Source organism: Tenacibaculum litopenaei (assembly GCF_964514025.1).
GTDB classification, from domain to species: domain Bacteria; phylum Bacteroidota; class Bacteroidia; order Flavobacteriales; family Flavobacteriaceae; genus Polaribacter; species Polaribacter litopenaei.
Genome location: NZ_CAZEQT010000006.1, coordinates 333,960 through 352,728 on the forward strand (window position 1 = coordinate 333,960; position 18,769 = coordinate 352,728).

General features: G+C 36.4%; 21 protein-coding genes. 2 read left to right on the forward strand and 19 right to left on the reverse strand.

Going from position 1 to position 18,769, the window contains the following annotated elements:
- Positions 1–435: 435 nt before the first annotated feature.
- From ACKTS5_RS10070 to ACKTS5_RS10140, 15 genes are all read right to left on the reverse strand, one after another.
- On the reverse strand, positions 436–930 hold the full coding sequence (locus ACKTS5_RS10070) for a hypothetical protein (RefSeq protein ID WP_408043738.1): 495 nt from the start codon (positions 928–930) through the stop codon (positions 436–438).
- Between the two features lie 3 nt (positions 931–933).
- Positions 934–1,941 (reverse strand): RHS repeat domain-containing protein, encoded by a 1,008-nt coding sequence (locus ACKTS5_RS10075; protein ID WP_408044633.1) that lies wholly within the window; start codon positions 1,939–1,941, stop codon positions 934–936.
- On the reverse strand, positions 1,896–2,210 hold the full coding sequence (locus tag ACKTS5_RS10080) for a hypothetical protein (protein ID WP_408043739.1): 315 nt from the start codon (positions 2,208–2,210) through the stop codon (positions 1,896–1,898). The genes ACKTS5_RS10075 and ACKTS5_RS10080 overlap by 46 nt, the downstream gene beginning before the upstream one ends.
- A gap of 197 nt (positions 2,211–2,407) precedes the next feature.
- On the reverse strand, positions 2,408–2,818 hold the full coding sequence (locus ACKTS5_RS10085) for a hypothetical protein (RefSeq protein WP_408043740.1): 411 nt from the start codon (positions 2,816–2,818) through the stop codon (positions 2,408–2,410).
- Positions 2,819–2,835: 17 nt separating this feature from the next.
- On the reverse strand, positions 2,836–3,114 hold the full coding sequence (locus ACKTS5_RS10090; protein ID WP_408043741.1) for a hypothetical protein: 279 nt from the start codon (positions 3,112–3,114) through the stop codon (positions 2,836–2,838).
- Positions 3,115–3,185: 71 nt separating this feature from the next.
- Complete coding sequence (locus ACKTS5_RS10095; protein WP_408043742.1) at positions 3,186–3,377, reverse strand: hypothetical protein; 192 nt, start codon at positions 3,375–3,377, stop codon at positions 3,186–3,188.
- 374 nt (positions 3,378–3,751) lie between these two features.
- Positions 3,752–4,141: a hypothetical protein gene (locus ACKTS5_RS10100; RefSeq protein ID WP_408043743.1), complete on the reverse strand. Its 390-nt coding sequence runs from the start codon at positions 4,139–4,141 to the stop codon at positions 3,752–3,754.
- Between the two features lie 4 nt (positions 4,142–4,145).
- Entirely contained in the window at positions 4,146–4,427 is a 282-nt protein-coding gene (locus ACKTS5_RS10105; RefSeq protein ID WP_408043744.1) for a hypothetical protein, read from the reverse strand.
- 349 nt (positions 4,428–4,776) lie between these two features.
- Positions 4,777–5,250 (reverse strand): pentapeptide repeat-containing protein, encoded by a 474-nt coding sequence (locus ACKTS5_RS10110; RefSeq protein ID WP_408043745.1) that lies wholly within the window; start codon positions 5,248–5,250, stop codon positions 4,777–4,779.
- A 5-nt stretch (positions 5,251–5,255) separates the two neighbouring features.
- Positions 5,256–5,795, reverse strand: coding sequence for a hypothetical protein (locus ACKTS5_RS10115; RefSeq protein ID WP_408043746.1), 540 nt, complete (start codon positions 5,793–5,795; stop codon positions 5,256–5,258).
- 789 nt (positions 5,796–6,584) lie between these two features.
- Complete coding sequence (locus ACKTS5_RS10120; protein WP_408043747.1) at positions 6,585–7,658, reverse strand: type I restriction endonuclease; 1,074 nt, start codon at positions 7,656–7,658, stop codon at positions 6,585–6,587.
- A gap of 80 nt (positions 7,659–7,738) precedes the next feature.
- The gene (locus ACKTS5_RS10125) at positions 7,739–8,293 is read right to left on the reverse strand and encodes a hypothetical protein (protein ID WP_408043748.1); all 555 of its coding nucleotides are present in this window, start codon (positions 8,291–8,293) and stop codon (positions 7,739–7,741) included.
- A gap of 68 nt (positions 8,294–8,361) precedes the next feature.
- On the reverse strand, positions 8,362–9,027 hold the full coding sequence (locus tag ACKTS5_RS10130; RefSeq protein ID WP_408043749.1) for a DNA-binding response regulator: 666 nt from the start codon (positions 9,025–9,027) through the stop codon (positions 8,362–8,364).
- Positions 9,028–9,029: 2 nt separating this feature from the next.
- Positions 9,030–10,877, reverse strand: a complete 1,848-nt coding sequence (locus ACKTS5_RS10135; protein WP_408043750.1) for a sensor histidine kinase — start codon at positions 10,875–10,877, stop codon at positions 9,030–9,032.
- A 48-nt stretch (positions 10,878–10,925) separates the two neighbouring features.
- Positions 10,926–11,357 (reverse strand): hypothetical protein, encoded by a 432-nt coding sequence (locus tag ACKTS5_RS10140; RefSeq protein WP_408043751.1) that lies wholly within the window; start codon positions 11,355–11,357, stop codon positions 10,926–10,928.
- Between the two features lie 381 nt (positions 11,358–11,738).
- On the opposite strand from ACKTS5_RS10140, the gene ACKTS5_RS10145 reads away from it, so the two are divergent.
- A complete protein-coding gene (locus tag ACKTS5_RS10145) occupies positions 11,739–12,389 on the forward strand; it encodes a hypothetical protein (RefSeq protein WP_408043752.1) in 651 nt (216 codons plus the stop codon).
- Positions 12,390–12,724: 335 nt separating this feature from the next.
- Positions 12,725–13,303: a helix-turn-helix domain-containing protein gene (locus ACKTS5_RS10150; RefSeq protein ID WP_408043753.1), complete on the forward strand. Its 579-nt coding sequence runs from the start codon at positions 12,725–12,727 to the stop codon at positions 13,301–13,303.
- Positions 13,304–13,334: 31 nt separating this feature from the next.
- Here the strand turns inward: ACKTS5_RS10150 and ACKTS5_RS10155 are convergent, their stop codons facing one another.
- The 4 genes from ACKTS5_RS10155 to ACKTS5_RS10170 all read right to left on the reverse strand — a co-directional run bounded on the left by ACKTS5_RS10155 (position 13,335) and on the right by ACKTS5_RS10170 (position 18,749).
- Positions 13,335–15,152, reverse strand: coding sequence for a hemopexin repeat-containing protein (locus ACKTS5_RS10155; protein ID WP_408043754.1), 1,818 nt, complete (start codon positions 15,150–15,152; stop codon positions 13,335–13,337).
- A gap of 505 nt (positions 15,153–15,657) precedes the next feature.
- The gene (locus ACKTS5_RS10160; RefSeq protein WP_408043755.1) at positions 15,658–16,338 is read right to left on the reverse strand and encodes a phosphonatase-like hydrolase; all 681 of its coding nucleotides are present in this window, start codon (positions 16,336–16,338) and stop codon (positions 15,658–15,660) included.
- Positions 16,322–17,497 carry a TIGR03364 family FAD-dependent oxidoreductase gene (locus tag ACKTS5_RS10165; protein WP_408043756.1) on the reverse strand — a complete coding sequence of 392 codons (1,176 nt, stop codon included), beginning with the start codon at positions 17,495–17,497 and terminating at the stop codon, positions 16,322–16,324. The genes ACKTS5_RS10160 and ACKTS5_RS10165 overlap by 17 nt, the downstream gene beginning before the upstream one ends.
- The gene (locus ACKTS5_RS10170; protein ID WP_408043757.1) at positions 17,487–18,749 is read right to left on the reverse strand and encodes a DUF5690 family protein; all 1,263 of its coding nucleotides are present in this window, start codon (positions 18,747–18,749) and stop codon (positions 17,487–17,489) included. Before ACKTS5_RS10170 ends, ACKTS5_RS10165 begins: the two co-directional genes overlap by 11 nt.
- Positions 18,750–18,769: the final 20 nt, after the last annotated feature.

Below are 18,769 nucleotides of genomic sequence, written 5' to 3' on the forward strand. Positions count from 1 at the left end.
AACGCTCCGCCCTCAAAATGGTCTTTATACTGGTATACATAGTTTAAACTTCCGCTATCATTACTTACATAACCCTCTGGGTGGTTAAAGAACGCTAAGTTCACCGATACTCCACGACCCGAAACCTTGTTGTAAATATAGTTCCCGGCGTATTCCGTAGTTACCGGACTCGATAAACTTCCACTTACTGTCTTGGCGAACGATAGCCCAATAGTATTGAAATTGTATGTATAAGAACTTGTGTAGCCTTACTCGACCTATATCCAAACCTAGTAAAATTATAATAAACTATAGTCCTAAACAACAAAAAGATGAACCTAAGTCCATCTTCTTGCTTGTTTTAGTTTTAAATTAACTGTTCTCTCTCACTCTTACTCAACCACACGAAAGGATTCGTGCGGCAGCGGGGGGAAATCGGGGACATTACCGATTATCCTAATGGTTAAGTTGTTCCTGTAGCTTTAAAAATTCCCATTTCTTTAAATCACAATTATATTTGAAAATAACATCCAGAACTCCACTAACTGTAGTTTCATACAATAAAACCAAATTATTTTTTTTCTTATTTATAATTTTTCTGTTTTCTAAAAAGTAACTAACTACAATCAAATCTTCGTTTAATTCAAAATTACTCAGTCTTAATACATTATTTTTTGAATCTTTAAAAATTCTTGAAGCTTCTTTAACCGTAAGAAAATCTATTAGTATTAAATTATCTTTTTCATCTATATCTTTCTTTTTGACAAGGTTTTTAAAATTTGACAAAGAAATTAAAAGAAAATCATTTTCACATAATTTAGCCTTATACAAAGAATCTTTTGAAATAATACTTATACTTTTCTTTAAGAATGTATTAATTAAATTATTTTTTACTTGTGAATTAATTCCTATTGAAAATAGGAAACAAAATATATAAAACATTTTCTTCATATCTTATTTTTTAAAAATTTTTGTTGGAAATGTAGCAATTGTTCCTGATTTATTATACATATACACAGTGTTATTTGATCTTCCAAAAACATATGATGTTCCATGTGCTGTACTTTGATCTGTCTTTGAAGGTGCTTGTAAATAACGATATCGGTTACCTGAACCATCACTATTCATTACTATTTTTTCACCACTTGGATGTGAATGAGCTTCAACCACATCTGATAATTCTAACTTTAAATTAATTGTTGCTGCTTTACTTTTTGTCGGGTCAGTAACTTTACCTTCAGTTAAAACTACTTCCCCTTTTGCTGATATTTTTGCTCCATACTCTTTATTATTCTTATCAATTGTACCTCCTTTCCCATTATCTTTTGTAAGGTGCTTGTATATTTTTTTCCGTTGTGCTTTTGTTCCTTTTAACTCAGCCGTATTTTCATAAGCTATTGAATTTTTATTAAAGGCTTCTGTATCGCCTGAATTAGCTTTAATAAACTCTTCTGTTTTATTAGCTTCTTCTGTACTAATCCCATTAATAGAAGATGGGTTATTAGGATCTGTATCTATTTTAGTCTTAGATGTTTTTACGACATAAACCTTACCATCTTTTTTACCATCATTTCCTAAATATTTACCTTTTTCATTATAAAAATCTCCTGATGGTCCCATTGGCGCCATTCCATCAGGATCAATAAAATGAATAGGATTATTAAAAGCATAATTATAAGGACTATGTCTACGCATTTCCTCCGCTAATAGATCTAAATTCATCCACCTACCTAAGGCAGCATCATAATTTCTAGCACCAAAGTCATGCCAATTTAAGTTAGTCCCTCCAACTAAATCATCATTAAGTTCTTTACCGTTATAACCCCATTTTTGAGCCACTGGACTTCCTATTCCTAAATTCTTAACTTCATTATACCCTTTATGTTTTAAACCAAAGAGATAGTAATTCGATTCTTCTATAATCTCTGTTGTACTAATAACGCCATTGTTGTTATTATCGATATATGATACTCTTTGCTAACCCGCCAGCTGGCTCGTTCGCTAAAAAGGTATACCATACCTTTTATTAACGCTCCGCCCTCAAAATGATCCTTATATTGGTATACATAGTTTAAACTTCCACTATCATTACTTACATACCCCTCTGGGTGGTTAAAGAATGCTAAGCTTACTGAAATTCCACGACCCAAAACCTTGTTGTAAATATAGTTCCCAGCGTATTCCGTGGTTACCGGACTCGATACACTTCCGGTTACTGTCTTGGCTACCATTAGTCCAGAAGTATTACAATCGTATGTATAAGAACTTGTGTAGCCTTACTTGACCTATATCCAAACCCAGTAAAATTATAATAAACTATAGTCCTAAACAACAAAAAGATGAACCTAAGTCCATCTTCTTGCCACTTTTAATTATTTAATTTACTACTAAGAATTATCTTCGACAGTAGCATTTGGTGCATTCTTTTTTATTTTTCTAAAGTACCAGTAGTTAAGTTCTTCTTTTTTCTAGACAAAGAGTATTCATTGCCTTCTATTTCTGTCTTAAGAACTAGTTTCTCAAAGGACTCATCCACATGGTATTCATAATTAAACTTATCCTCTATAAAATATTCCTCATCTTTTTTAAATGAAAAATTAACTTTATTCTTTAAATCAAGCGTATAAGTAAAATCTACAATTTCTCCTGAAGGCTTAATAACATTACCTTTTCCCTCATTCTTAAAAATTAACTTCGGACAAACATTAAAGCTTACACCCAAGCCTTTAACTAAGACCCATTCTCCCAAAATTTGATTATTAAAACTATCTTTACTTGAGGTATTATTTTTACAAGATATACAAATGGTAATGCATATACTTAATATTATGTTTTTCATCTTGAAATTATTTGTAATTAATTAGATTCTTTATGGTTTGGTTCAGACGCTCTCTGACAATTATTCTGCTTATCATATTGAGCCCTAGCTTTATTTTCATTTTTAACCGCATTCCCGGTATCTGAACCTACCATTTTAGGCACAGCATGTTCAATTATTTCGTGAACTAATATATCTGCTGGTTCATCTCTTAGTTGATTACCATCAGTATCTTTTATATTCTTGTTTTCATTTCCTGATATTACTACGGTTTGATCACTTTTTTTCCTTTTTCTCCTAAAGTCAGTCCTCCTCAAGCATCCTTATCCTCATCTATTATTTTACCTCCATTTATCCTAATTTTTTGAGATATAACTATACTTATCGTTTATTTACTCTTTATTCCTTCAACTAATTTATCTGTATAATAATCAGAACCAGAAGAATTACTTCCTTTACTTACTAACTCTAATTTTCCTGAATTGTCAAATTTAAATTTACCATTTGCTCTACTATTGATCATTTTTAGAACATCTGCTCTTTGATTTTTATCTTTGACTATTATATCTTCTGGTTTCATTCCATCTGTTGAAAATGCTAAAAAAATAACACAAGTATTAAATGTTTCTTTGGATTATTTGGTATCAGAGGATTATAATTTAGAGGTAGTAGATGTTACTATGGTTAATCGCATGAAAGAAATACAGAGACTTAACAACGATGACAAAAGTACAATAGTTAAAATTATTGATGCCTTTATTAGAGATACCAAAACCAAAAAAGCATACTCTTAAAAATAAAAAAGCCATAACATCTCTGCTGTGGCTTTATCTTTATTATTTTTAAACTGTACTACTCGCCATTGCAAATGGCTTTTATAATACCGTTTCTTATTTAAATTGCCTGTAACTAATTGCCATTACGCTTAAGCTAAATGTCAATTTGCAGGGGGTTTTATAATAATATTGGTTTTGTAAAATAAGTATGAAAAGAATAATCCTTTTTATCAAAACAGCTTATTACTGTCCAATTAACCAAACCTAAATAGAAAAAGTTTTCCTTCAAATATGATTCGCCATCTAATGTTTTTAACTCTATGGAATGTTTTCCAATACTAAAATCATCTTTATAAACATACATATTTAAGTCATAATATTCTTTTATATTTAAAGTGTCTTTTAGTTTGCCATCTATGAATAAATTAACTTCATTTAAATCTATTTGAGTCTTCTGACTACTTATATATATAGTGGTGTTTTCTCTATATTTTAAATGAAAAAAAACAACCCAAGTGATAAAACAAACAACCAGTAACAATAATATTTTTTTTAATTTGCTCTTCATTTGATTATTTTGATTTTGATAGTTTTTTATAATAATCAGTTTTGTTAACTTTTTTATTACGACCGCTTGTATTCGTTAATTTAAAAATACTCTTACCCGTATAAATACCAAAATTTGGCAAACCATTAACATCATAATTTAATCCTAAGTTTATGCCTGATTTCCTCTTTATTAGCATCGGTATATTATACTCTTTGCCAGCCCGCCAGTTGGCTCGTTCGCTAAAAAGGTATACCATACCTTTTATCAACACTCCGCCCTCAAAATGATCTTTGTTCTGATACACATAGTTTAAACTTCCACCATCATTACTTACATAGCCCTCTGGGTGGTTAAAGAACTTTAAATACTCTAATTCTAAGCTGTCCGATTCAATGGGAGGAGGTCAAGGTTAAATAACGCTTACCAAATTCCACAAAGAGAACGTGGTAGTATATTGCTTGCCGTAGATGCTTTCTTACGTGATTACAACGATAAAAAAGCGTACTCTTAAAAACAACAAAACTACAACTTTCGTCGTGGTTTCATCTTTATTATTTTTAAAATTTAACTTCTAATTGCTTACTTATACTCGCCACGGACTGCGTAAGTCCGCACTATCGGATTTCATGAGTTCTTAAAACTAGCACTAGCCTTTACTTTGACATACTTGCGCCATCAGGGACAATACCATTATACCAAATAGTTTTATCATTATACTTAACATTCTTGAAAGAAGCTGTTTTAGGTAATTCACAGTTTATAACTGCCCCACTAAAATCACATTCGTCAAAAATCGCGCTATCAATATTTATTGAATTAAAATTTACGTTTGCCAAATTAGAACTCCTAAAATTACATCCGACTAAATTACAATTTTTAAACTCCGAAAAAGACAAATCAGACTCCATCGCGAAAGCAGTAATAAAATTACAATTTTCAAAAATTGCGTGCCTCATTTTTGTATACGACATAAAAGCTCCTCTGAAGTTTATATTACTAAATTTCGAATTACTTAAATCCAATTCATCTAAAACAGCTCTATGAAAGTCTTGATTTTCCAGCGTTATATCACTTAATGAAAGATATGGGATTTCTAATGTTTTATCTGTAATAAAATTTATTTTCATTTTTCCTATCTATTTCCAAAATCATTTGGGTTAATTTTTATTTCTGAAATTGGTTTAACAAGAGGTCTCATACTTCTAGGTAAAACACTGGGCTTTTGCGCTGGCAATTTGCCCGCAAAATGCGCTTTGTTTTTTAAATAGGTATTCCCTGCTGCAGAATCGTCGGCTTTTCCACGAATTTGTCGTGATACGATACCTCCGTAATTCAATGACCATCCAGTACCTACACTCGATGCCACTTCGGCAACCTTTACACCACGAGCGTGATAACTCAACGAAATAGGAATCTGTACTCCCTTTTCCTCTACCGTGTAAATAGGGACAGAAACATTGGGCAAGCCCGTGTAATGCGAAACGGGAACTTCAATAAATTTTGATAAACCAGCAGCCTCAGGAGCTGGAGGAACTACATTGGGTAATGATAATTGACTGGTACTCGATCCCGATCCGGAACCGCTACCCAATCCACCATCTACCCCTGTCAATTGACCTAAGGTCATTTGTGAGCACAGCAAAGCCGCTACGCTCAAAAGTAAATTTTTCATAAGTGCAGTAGATTAATTTAGCAATTAATTAATAAACAATTTTAATGTTCTAATCCACTATAAAGGTAATTGGTATTTTTTTATTTCAAAGCTTTTTTTAAGTTATTCATAGCAGATATCCAGCAATCCCTCATCATTACTGACAATTCCTTAAAATCCCCAACACACGAATAACTGCGCTGTAGTTATCAATTGCCAACCTTGTAACAACACAAAATAAGAAACGGCCACCCCTCTTAGTTATCTGAAAAAACTATCTAGTGGGAGGAGCTCACGTTTCACAACTTTGAATAGCAATAAGGAAATCTTGAACCAAAGCTTCTCAGAAATTCCATTTATCGCCTTACACGTATTGGAAGACATTAGAACAGACAGGGATAAAAAAACCTCCGTTTTATACGGAGGTTTTTTTACTTTTTCATTTTCTTTTCCCACTTGCATAAGGTCCGTCCATATTTCTTGGCCTTAGCTAAAGAAGTCTTTTTCACCGTAGCTTTGCATCGTACAAGTCCTCGGCAAGACTTTTTTAAATGATACTTTTTACTCGAGGTACTTATACAAACATATACCTCTTCAGCTTCTTTACCTGTAAATGCGCTCAGTAAAAAGACCATTGAACTTATGAATACTATATTTTTCATCTATTTTTCCCTTAATTAATTTTTACGCGATACAATATAGATCGCTCCCCTACTTTGTTGCTAGCGTTACATCCAATTGCCTAGCTCTCCGTGCTTGGTTTGCCTCGGTTCAGTCAATACTAATTTAGCATAACTGCTGTGATTTCTTTTAACTGACAGGAACTTCCTTCCTTTCTTCATAGTACGCAACTGTTTTCAGTATTTCAGTATCGTAATCGTAGATTGCCTCTAAATTTTCCAGAACGTATTTGGTCTCTTTCTTAGAAGCATCAAATACTCCTAAATACTTCTTCTTCCCGTTAAAATGCAATCGACAAATGGGCTTTCTATTATTATCATCGAGCAGTACGCCAAAATAAGACTGGGTATCTCGATACGCAATTCTCGAAACTGGAATTCTTTTTCGCAAGATGGCAATCAATATGCGAAACCCTTCCAACTCTTCTTCTGTAGTCACAATTTTAGACTCACTAATTTCTTCTTTAACACTGGCTTCTTCCCTGCTATTCTCCTCACTATTCAAAGCGTTTTGCAAACGTTCATTCACACGATCACTAATAAACTGATGCAATGATTTCGTTACCAACGAACGAAACTGTTCTAGCACCTTCTCTGTTTGCCTACCCGAATACACTCGTGAAGTAAAAAAGCGAATAAAATCATTTTCAGGATTCGCTAACTGCTGATCAAAAACTTTTCTAATCTCCTTAACATACTTTAGAGAGCTGGCATTGGTGACAATTTTATCGATGTCAAAAGTCGTTTTATGGAATTTTTGAATTTCTGCGATTACAGCGTCTTTCAAATTTGTGATGCTAAATTCGAGAAATGGCTTCTCGTCCATTTTGTTAGATGCGTCGAGATCTGTGTAAAACTTATACTCTATACCATTAGTTAAAAGGGCAAATTTTGATTTCGAGACATGAAAATATCGAAACAACTGTGAATTGTGTGTTGTCAAATCTTCTCTCCAGTGTTTGCATTCAATAATAAGTATGGGTTGCTTATCTTTAATAATGGCATAATCTACTTTCTCTCCCTTTTTTAATCCCAAATCAGCTGTATACTCTGGAATTACTTCAGTAGGATTAAAAATATCGTATCCCAAGGCATTGATAAAAGGCAGTACAAAGGCAGTCTTGGTAGCCTCTTCCGTCTCTATCTGATCTTTTAAACTTTTAATTTTACTCGCTAGTTCTTTTAGTTGGTTAGTTAATTCCACTTTTTCCTATTTTTGTTAATACAACCCCAAAACTAATAGAACTGAAAAGCAATCATTTACGGATATCCATAATTTAAAAATTAATTCGAAAGATATACTGAAGAATGATGAATAAAACCCGTGTTATTAGATGATTCAACCAGCACTTTTATCCACTCACCATGCGTAGCGAGCAATCTCAACGTAGCACCTTGGGGTACCGTTTCAGTCTTTTTGGCATCAAATGCCGGATTGAGAAAAATTCCAGCAGACAATTTTCGAACAATTAATACTTTTAGGTAATCAGGTTCCTCCAGTAGTTTGCTATCATGAGCAGGAGCGATACTCAGTTGTGCAGAAGATGTATTATCAAGCCTGACAGCCTTAGAACTGCGAGAGAATCTCTGGGTATAGGTAGTTTGCTTGTTATTTCTATTTCGCTCACAAACCCCACAAGCCCCTCCATTGTTACAATACTTGCAATACCTACAATTTTTACAAGCCTTGCAATTTACGGCCCCAACACAGCGAGCTCTTTTTTGATCTAAACATCCATAGACTACAGGATAATCTTTTGCCTCCTCATCACTTGACAGGTGCATTGCCAGCAGCAACGGGATGGCACAACATAAAAGGAAAAAATACGGGTACTTCATTGTTTTTAGACAAACTTACTTTGAAATCTGAGTAAAAAACTACGGAAATCCGTAGTACTCTGGAATAATTAAATCAATCCAAAGTCTTTAGTCACCGCAACCAACTGCGTTGGATTATTCGCATTAAAATATTCTTTCAATAATTTTAATCGTTTTTCGATAGAACTGCGACTGCTTGGCTTTACTCCCTTTTTTCTCAAGGCATCGCTAATTTCTTGTTGGTCCATACCGCCCGCCAGTCCTTTTAATAAAAACACGTCGTACTCCGTAATTTCTAAAGATTCTTTTTCTTTTAAAACCCCATTTAATTTAGGTGAAATAAAAAAATGACCGGCATACACCTCACTAATAGCCTTTCTGAGTTCTTTTTGACCATGTATAGACTTCCATACATAGGCATTAACCGATAATTGCTTGCACAAATGTCGTAATCTATAGGGTTTGTCTTCTATAGAAAACACAATAACCTTCAACGATGGTTGCAGTGCTCGCAAGGTTTCTATCAATTCTTCACCTTCACTTATTTTTTGTGGGTTTGGATTTTCAATAAACGACAAATCACTAATTAACAAATCAAAAGGCTCCTTGTCCAATAGTGCTTTTTTAAATTTCAAAAAAGCTTCATCACAGTATTGAGCGTACTCAACTACTTGAATTTGCAATCCCTCCAAAGCCATTCGGATTCCACTTGACATATAATCGGTGTCTTCTGCTATCAGTACTTTACGAAACATAACTAATTATTTAAATGAAACATTGCAGTAAAACCTTTGTTTACCTCTGTATCAAATTTAATGGAACCTCCGATTGCTTTAATACGGGAATCCATATTTTCAAGACCATTTTTCAATTTTAACGCTGATCGCCCTATTCCATTGTCTTTGTACCTGACCGCTAACTGCTGATTTTTTGATTCAAAAGCAAACACCACCAAACTCGCTTCACTGTGTTTTTTCATATTGACTAAAAGCTCCTGGCATATTCGGTAGAGAACAATCTGTTTTTCGGTGCTTAATTTTCCAATCCCTATCCCTGAAAGGCCCTTGTAAATCACACGGCAATCTTCGTTTGAAAAATCCTTAAACAAGTCTATTAAATAGACTTCAAATTGTTCTCCCGTCACTACAGGATTGTACTCGTGAGAAATATTTCTCGTCTGTGAATAAATATTTTCTAGGTCTCTTATTAGAATCTCTTGTGAAGCTTGACCGCTAACCACACGTGTTAAAGCTCTGTATACGTCGTTGGCCAATTCATCGTGGATTTTTTTCGCCAAGCGGGTTTCTGTCTTATATACTTCAATAATTTTCTCCTTTTTGGTTTTGGCGCGTTCATAAAAATAATAGAAACTAAAGCACAGCAGTGTAAACAGCCCGAAGAATGCCCATACTTGCTTTTCTGAATTTTCTCGCTCAATTATCAGCGCTTGCTCGGCATTCGCCGATTTCTGACGTGCTAATTTAGATTCTGACACCAATCGTTTCTTTTTTTCCCTATCCGCGTCATAGGTTTTGCTCAAAACCCACGATTGCTGTTGTTTTAATCTACTGGTCATTTGCTTACGCAACGTTTCACGCTTCTCGTACAAGGTTTTTAGTCGATATGGCGAATCTTCGGCGAGAATTAACCAATGATAAGCGTCAATTTCATACATCTCGTTATTGATTTTAGAGGCCAGAACCTCCATTTTGAGGGCGTATTTTTTAAGTTTTCTTTTGTCATTCTTCAGGTAGTAGGCACACATTTTCGCGTAGTTCGATATCAGTGCCTTATTCCTATTTTCTCTTTCAAACACCTGCGCTGCCTGCTCTAGTTCAGGAATAATATTTTTACCTGTTAATGTAAAGGTCACAAACGCCGAGTTTTGCAAAATCCTCGCTCTTAAACTGTTGGTTATTTTACGATCTTTTGATAGGTTTTTCACTAATTTAAAAATACTGTCTGCCCTCTTCAAATGATCACTATCAAATTCATTGACCGCCATGTTATTAAGGTAACGGCACTTTTTTTCCAAATCATTCGTTCCTTTAAAAGCATTAGCATACCAGTTAATAGCATCGCTTACCCTTCCTCGTTCATTCAAATTAATTGCCACGGTATTTCTTAACTGAACCACATAATTTTGAAATCCGTTATCTTCCGCAATCGCGAGTCCTTTTATGGCAAGCGTATCGCTTAATTGATAGAGTCCGAGGTCCGAATTGATCACTGCTCTATTTCGCAAAGCACGGACTTGCTTTTTGTACAACCCGTATTTTTCTGCCAGCTCAGTTGCTATTGTATAATAATGATAGGCACTGTCCTTTTTATTCAGAAGATTATTGTAAATATACCCTATCCGATAATAGTCTACTTCGGTACTACTAGGGTTGAAAGGCTCTATGGTTACTAGCTTTTTTGCCAAGCGCAACGATTTCGTCAAGGCACCAGTTTTTCTATAAAACAGTACTTCGTTCTTTACGGAAGCTCTCAAGGTATCCACTACAAATTTTTGGGGGTCTAACATCGTTTGGGCACGAGTCGACAGAACCATCATCAATGTTAAACACAAAAAAAAGGAGGATGAATTTCTTTTTTCTTTCATCCTCCTAATATATTACAATTGACAAGTAATTGTACGATACTTTATTACCTATTTACCTACCTCAATCGCTTCACTATCTGGATCTTCATCCGGATCGTGATCATTATCCCCTCCGGTATTGGTAGTTGTTGGTTTTTTAGGTGTAACACCTTCCTCATCTGGATCTTCATCGGGGTCGTGATCATTATCTCCTCCCGTATCTTCACTAGTCGTTGTAGTTGACAGTCCACGACTTTCATCTGGATCTTCATCTGGGTCATGGTCGTTATCTCCTCCCGTATCTTCAGCAGTTGTTGTTGCTGATTGCCCACGACCTTCATCTGGATCTTCATCTGGGTCATGATCATTATCTCCTCCGGTGTCTTCGGCTGTGGATTCTATGGTGTTTTCCTCTGTTTTTAAATTTTCTGACAAGTCGCTACAAGCGATAAAAGAATGATTGGCAACTACTAATATGAATATTATAAAAAAACGTTTCATAATAAAATTCTATTTAAAAATTGATACTAATTATCCTGTCCGAGTACTTTACTCAGAGACAGCTCATACCTGATTTGGCATGCAATTTTTAAAAGAGGCGCGCTTCTCTTTTTTAGGGAAGTGAGTATTTTTAACTCTAAAAAGGACTACTTCCCAGTTTCCAATTCATTGTTAAAAACACTGTAAAAAATTTAATTTGAGTAAGCTGTTTTTTTTGAATACTCATTAAATTCTGAGGCAAATATTGAAAGGTTTTTCCGTTGACACCCAAGAAAATATTGGAAAATAAATGGAAAAGATTTTTTCCATTTTACGGATATCCATCACGGCATTTTCCATGCATTTTCTACTTTTGAAAACCCTAATAATCAACAACTAAAGATGAAAAAAGAAGAAATAAGGAAATTACTAGTCAAAGTGTTCAATACCCTTGAAAAAGACTCAGGTATGGAATCGATAAACAGTCGGGCAACTTATTTTAATGAGGAAGTTATGACTTCTGAAAAATACCGTGAATACAAGAACGCCAAAATGTCTTCTCGAACGCTTATTAACTACTATAATAAGTACGTAAAAGACAAGAATAACAATGCTGGAATTCCTAGCAATGAGCTTCTCGAAATTATGAAAGATTATTCCGGGTATGTTCCAACCCGTACGAATAAGCCCCTCGTGATTTCCGCATTAGGGGTAGCAGTAGCAGGAATTATCGTCCTAATATTGGAATTCTATCCGTTCAGTTCGCCCTGCGTAGTTTGGGATACGGATCGGTTCGTATATGTGAATTGCTCCCATGAAGGAGCCTTAAATATCGAAGTTAATCACATAATAGTTGATAATTTTAGAAAGGTTACGCTGACTCCTGATTCCGAATTTTTTATCGGTGACCAAGCACAATACTGGTATGGTAAAAACGCTTCCGGTGAAATTGAGTTTTTTACTGAAATGGGCGTACATCCTGAAACCCTTAAAAAACTGAAACCCATAACTGAATACGTTATAAAAGAACAAAAACTCTTAAAATGGGATTAAATCACCTCCCTAATGACATGGAGGTGATTTTCAAAACTAAAACAAAAATTATGATAAGCTGAAAGGTCAGCTAAATAGATTTTGCTTGTTCTTTTTCTCTTCTATTCACGGTAACCTTTCCCCTGAGGCAAAAATCATATTCTTTTTCGGATGTTGAGAACGACAATTGCTAAAATGGAGTTTTGAATTGCTGAATCCCGGTTAAAATTTCTAAGCAACTCTTGTTTCCGCTAAGTTAATTTTTAACAATGTAAACCAAAACTGTTAGGATTCTCAATTCCGTACTACCATACTAGTTTTTTTACCTACCTTAGTATTCGAATAAGATAAATATCATGAATGACTTTTTGATCGGCATTGGAAAAAGAATCAAAGAAATTCGAAAAAAACAACAAATAACGATAAGTAAACTCGCCAGTGACGCCGGTGTAAGTAATGGGTTAATTTCCCGTATTGAAAACGGTAGAACCATTCCTTCTCTCCCCGTATTTTTAGAGCTTATTTCCGCTTTAGAAATCGATGCAAGTACTTTTTTTGAAGGCGTAGAAAAGAAGACAGGTAGCAAGTACCTATTGATTCGCCGTGAAGAGCAACAGGTTCTAGAAAAAGAAATGGAAGCCAAGGGCTTTACCTATTACCAAATTTTTGGAAAGAGTTTAAATGCAGTTGGGTTTGAGGCCGTGCTCTTAAACGTAGCCCCCAATTCCAAACGAGAAAAAGTTATTACAGACGCCTGGGAGTTTAAATACGTACTAAAAGGGAGCTGTACCTATATTATAGAGGACACCCGTGTTGAAGTTAACGAAGGGGATTCTTTGTATTTTAATGGCCGTCTGCCTCACGTACCTGTCAATCAAGGATCCAAAGACTGCCTGATGCTCGTGTTGTATTTTTACGCTGATACCAATGCATAAAAAAAGCTACCCGAAGGTAGCTCCATTGAAATTATAGTCCTGGCCAAGTACTTCCATTCACAGGTAATGGATACCCGCTTACCGCCTTGTCAGTAATTTTATTGTATTTGATATAGGTTTTATCATTTAAGAAAAAATAACAATACGTAGTATTCCAATCCACAGCCGCTGAAATTTTCTGAGCATAAGCTCCTAAACCAGGCCAAGAACTGTTTGTAATGGGTTTGGGATACCCCGTATCTACGCGATCACTACTAATGCTATAGCGTAGGTAGCTCCCGTCATTTAAAAAGAAATAGGCTTTCGAGTTATTCCAATTAATCGCTGCAATTATTTTGTCTTTATAAGCTGCTAAACCGGGCCAATTACTATTCGTAATTGCTACAGGATAACCCGAATCTACCTTGTCAGCATTCATATCGTAACGCAAGTACCTCCCGTCATTTAAAAAGAAATATGCCTTGTGATTATGCCATTTAAACGCTGCAGATAGGTTGTTTGCATAAGCTCCTAAGCCCGGCCAAGCGCTGTTGTTCGTCGGCTTCGGGTATCCGCTATCCGCTTTGTCAGCTAATTTGTTATAACGAATATAAGACGCGTCGTCTTTAAAAAAGTACGCCCTGTTATTTAGGGTGTCATTCCAATCTAAACAAGCTATGATATTGGCATTATTAGTGCTCACTGAGGCAGTTTGTCCGTTGTAAACAACAGTGTAGTTGTTAACTCCTTTCGGTTGTGTAGTATCGGTATACTCTTGGGCTGAGGCAGCTGTAGTAGCTAAGAACTGTCCATTTCTATAAATACTAACACTTCCTCCTCCATTGGCATTCCAGTACAGGGTATTTGCATTCTTCATCATCAATGCCAACACTCCTGCATTTCCCACCAAAGAACTCGATGTCAATTGCCAATCTTTACGGATAGGAACACCTAAATGCGTGAGTGCTGTAGGTATCAATGCCGTTTGTGGAATAGCCCCGTAAACACCACCGAATCCTTGGTTTGGAACAGTATTTACGAAAGTTGTAAAGGCTGCGTTACCCGCCTGATTCATACCGATAAAAATGACTTTCTCCGAGGTGGTTTGACTTCCGTGATTGTAGCCACTCGACTCTCTTCCGTGATCTGTCGTAACCAATACCAACCAATCTTCATTTTTGGTATTCATACGCTGTTCCACAGCGGTCATAATAGTACCAAAACGACTATCAGCCCTGCGGATAGCTGCATCATAGCTGGCACCAAAACCACTGGAATGTCCAACGACATCTACCTCGTCTAAGTGAACAAAGAGAAAGTCAGGATTGTGATTGGTCAATTCACTGACGGCACGATGTACGGCAGTATCGTCATTTCCACCTTTGTACGGATAGTCGATATCAGACAAATCATTTCTTAAAAAGTCATGAATTGGCGCCCAAGTGGCAACACTTGCTGTTTCGAGATTTCGATTGTGCTGTTTGATGTATTTGAACACACTCGGTACTTTAGACGTATGAGAGGTACTGTTATCAGGCACTCCGTGCTGATCTATCCACACACCTGTTAGAATGGTTGTCCACCCAGGACCACTCTTTGTTTTTTGTTCCGAACGCGTTCCGGAAATACCTCCAGAAAAGCCTTTTTTAATGTTTAGCTTGTCCAAATTTGGCGTTGCTGTACCATTGATTTTTTCAAACTGCAGTCCGTCTATACCTACCAATAACACTTTCTTTTTTTTATCTGATTTCCCCGCTGTTTTACGCTGAGATTTCGGATTAGTATCGTTGGAGTCAAAATCGTTTTGACAACTTAGAAGCGCCACTAAAAAGAGGCATACGAACATGGGAATAAAGGGTCGTTTTTTCATAATATAATTTACTATAAGTTAATTTATTAATCAAAAATATACCAATAGTAAAAACAAATAACACTAAATCACATTGTTAAAGCAAGCTTAAACTCCCTAACATTAAATAGATACTACGGACACCTATTTTTTACAATTAATTAAAAAACAACAATTTGCCTCCTTAACAAGCAACCAAAATAGCTTATTAAACTCTCCTGTTCCTTGCTAAGAAGTGACTATAAACAGTTATACATTGGTTTATTGAACTATCCTTTAACAAAAGTGTCTAAGCGACGAAAGATTGGATGATACACAAAGGATTCTATTCAAAATTGTGCGGACATTCTCAACACTTCTCCTGCCAATTCGTTGGTTGTTACCATTGGGAGATTATGAAATTTCCGGAGTGTATTGGGAAGTTTAAAGAATACATCGGTACCGAGCAGTGACAATTTAGACAGGCTATTCAAGCAACGCTGCACCGCAAGGTCCCGATGTGGATTTTCAATGAAGAATTTGGAGCTTAAGAAGCAAAAAGCGCTGGTAAATCGATTAGTGAATCAATGATAAAATCAGGAGCTACACTTTCCAATTGGGCTGTTGTTTGGGCGCCCGAAAGCACACCGACAGTCACGCCACAGCGTGCGTTTTTTCCTTCTTCAATATCAATAGCCGAATCTCCCGCCTTTAACACTTGTGCTGGGTCTTCTACTAGCAAGGTCTTCATGGCAAGTTCTATCATCTCCGGATGAGGACGGCTTTGAACTACATCGCTGGCAGTCACCAACAAATCGTATTCACGTCCTTGCTCCCATTGTAACTTCTGAAGTAACGATTGAGCGATACTCCCACTGTATCCAGTATTCAGTACCACTTTAATTCCAGCGGCTCTCAGTTTTGGCAATAGTAGATCAACTCCCGTAACAGGCTCCACAGCCAAGGAATTATAGGCCTTGGTTAGGGCACTTTTAAAATATTCAAAAATTACCGCAGCACGGTCTATTTTATCAGGAGCTACTTGTTCCAAGACATCTTTGATGGCTTGCAACTTTTCTTTTCCAGCTCCCAGCCTTAACACGGTTGCTAATGCGACATCGATTCCGTGTGCTTCAATTGCCTTGTGCAAGGTTTTATATACTACGTTTTGTTCATTTACTGTTGTTCCCGCCATATCGAAAACAACCATTTTAATAGGTCCTAACATGTGTTAAATTAAATAATTCAGATATATTTTTTTGTGCAAATCCGGCACTTCCTGTCATGCCTTTCCCTCCAATACCGGTTACAATATGTATGTTGTCGTCCACATTGTACTGAAACACATCTTGTGTTTTGCATTGGCTGTAAAACCCTGCCCAACGCTGATCAATAGCATAGGTAGGTAAATCGAAGATCTTTTTAGCTTCCGCAATCATAAAAGCATCTATTTCTTCCTTTAAATCATAGCCTAACTCGGCACTGTGCTCAGCGCTAGCATACTCGTGTGAATCACCGATAATAACAGATCCGTCTGCGGCCTGCTTAAAGAGTATATGAACACCAAATTCACGCTCAAAAGTATCCGTAGGTTCGTTTTGCTTGATTGCCTCCCAAGACGGACACTCTTCGAACGCTTCATATCGGCGAATCGTTAACCCCGTTAGGACAGATCCTTTCAATTCGTAATTAGCCTGAGGTTTGGTTTTCATCATCTGTAATTTAGATACGATTAAGTCACTTTCACGGTATAGTTTTGGAAAGAGTAATTGAAAATCACTACCGTTACAGATAATTACCTTTGCTGCTTTAAAAACAGCTCCTGTCGCTGTCGTAACCACCGTTGATGCTCCCGAACTCTGTACGTCGAGCACCGCCGTATTAAAAAACAGGTCAGCTTGCATTTGAGTTCGCATGTATTCGTGTAAGCGATGAATCATTACAGTAGGTTCAACCGTTACCTCTTGCGGAAAAAACAGTCCTCCTTTTACATACGAAGACTTGAGTCCTGGATATTTCTCCAAGCAGCTCGCTTTTGTCAATAGCTCTGATTCGTAATCATTTGAGCGATTTATTTGATAAAGTTCTTCTAACAAGGTCAGTTCTTCCTCATCAGAGGCCAGGTATACGGTACCATTTTGCCGAATTGATATGTCAAATTCAGCTTGGATGTTTTTGTAAAGTGCCAAACTCTCTCTTCCAAAGTTTTGCCATTTCTGATTCATTCCTGAAGGAACTACCTGTCCAAAATTTCGGACGGTAGCACTTTGAGGTCTGGCATCTTTCTCGATCAAAGCAACTTTTAAGCCGCGTTGTAATGCGTGATAGGCATGAAAAGTACCTAGTACGCCTCCTCCTACTACCAATAAATCATAATTATTGTTCATAAATCAATTGTTTTATATTTTCTATTTTTTTCTTCTTTCTTTTAAAGGAATACATACAATACACGGTGATTCCGAGACCTGTAAAACCGAGTACGTACAGCGCTTCAACGAAAAAACGCAACCAAGTCAACTCTGCTCTTCCAAAATTTTTGTAAAATAAAATGGCGATGCTTCCCAAGTAACCAAAGGCATCTGCGATATAAATAAGAAACCCTACATTCCCTTTAATTTTAAACGTTGCAATCATTCTGTCAAAAAAGATTCCGTTAAACGGTACGTAAGCGGCGTACAAGCCCAGACCAGAAATAATCATCCAAACCACCGGACTCAGCCAGCCCAACTGAAATAAATAAGTAGAGACTACAATGGCTGCACAGCCCACTAACAGTACAAAATGATAATACATAAAGGCTTGATAGTTTTTCACGACAGTTCCGATATAACCAAAAATAGCCAGGACAACCAAGGCAATCGGAATTTCTGAAATACTGTAAATCGTAGCCTCCTGATAGCCTAAACTATCCCACAATTCGCGGGCAAAATTGTCTCTAAAATCTCGTACTGCCGTCAGTAAGGTATAAAAGCACACAATTAAGATTAGCGGTCCTGCAAATCGTTCAAATAATGAACTACGCTCTTTAGCTGTCATCGGTAAACGAAGTGTTTTTTGATAGGTGTCTTCCGCATCCGGAGCTGGTAGTTTTTCGAGCAACCACGCACAACCGACCAGCGGTAAAATAAAGAGGGCTCCCGTAGTTACAGGCATCCAAAATTCTGACACTCCTAAATGATCCATGGTCCATTTCCCTACCGACTTCACGATGCCCGATGAAATGATAAAGCTTGAGGATAAAATGACTCCCAGTAACTCAGAGGCACGTCGTCCTTCTAAATACGAAAACACGATTCCCCATATCATTCCTAATGGCAAACCGTTTAAAAAGAGGCAGAATATATTGTAAGGAGCCGGAATGACAGCAAATCCTAATAAGGCTGCCTCAGCAAATCCGATAAAACCAACAAGATACCACAAACGCCTGTGTGAAGGCATTTCTGATATGATCTTGATTCCTGCAAATTTTGACAAGGTATATCCCAAAATCTGCGCGATAATCAGCCAAATCTTATAATCTACTCCCCAAAAGTCTAAATCGCTATACGAGGCTACCGCAAAGGGTTTCCTGAATGCGTACATGCAAAAATAGGTCCCAAAAGAGGCCAACGAAGCTCGAAGTATAAATCGTAAATTCATATAATTTTTTAGTGAATTAA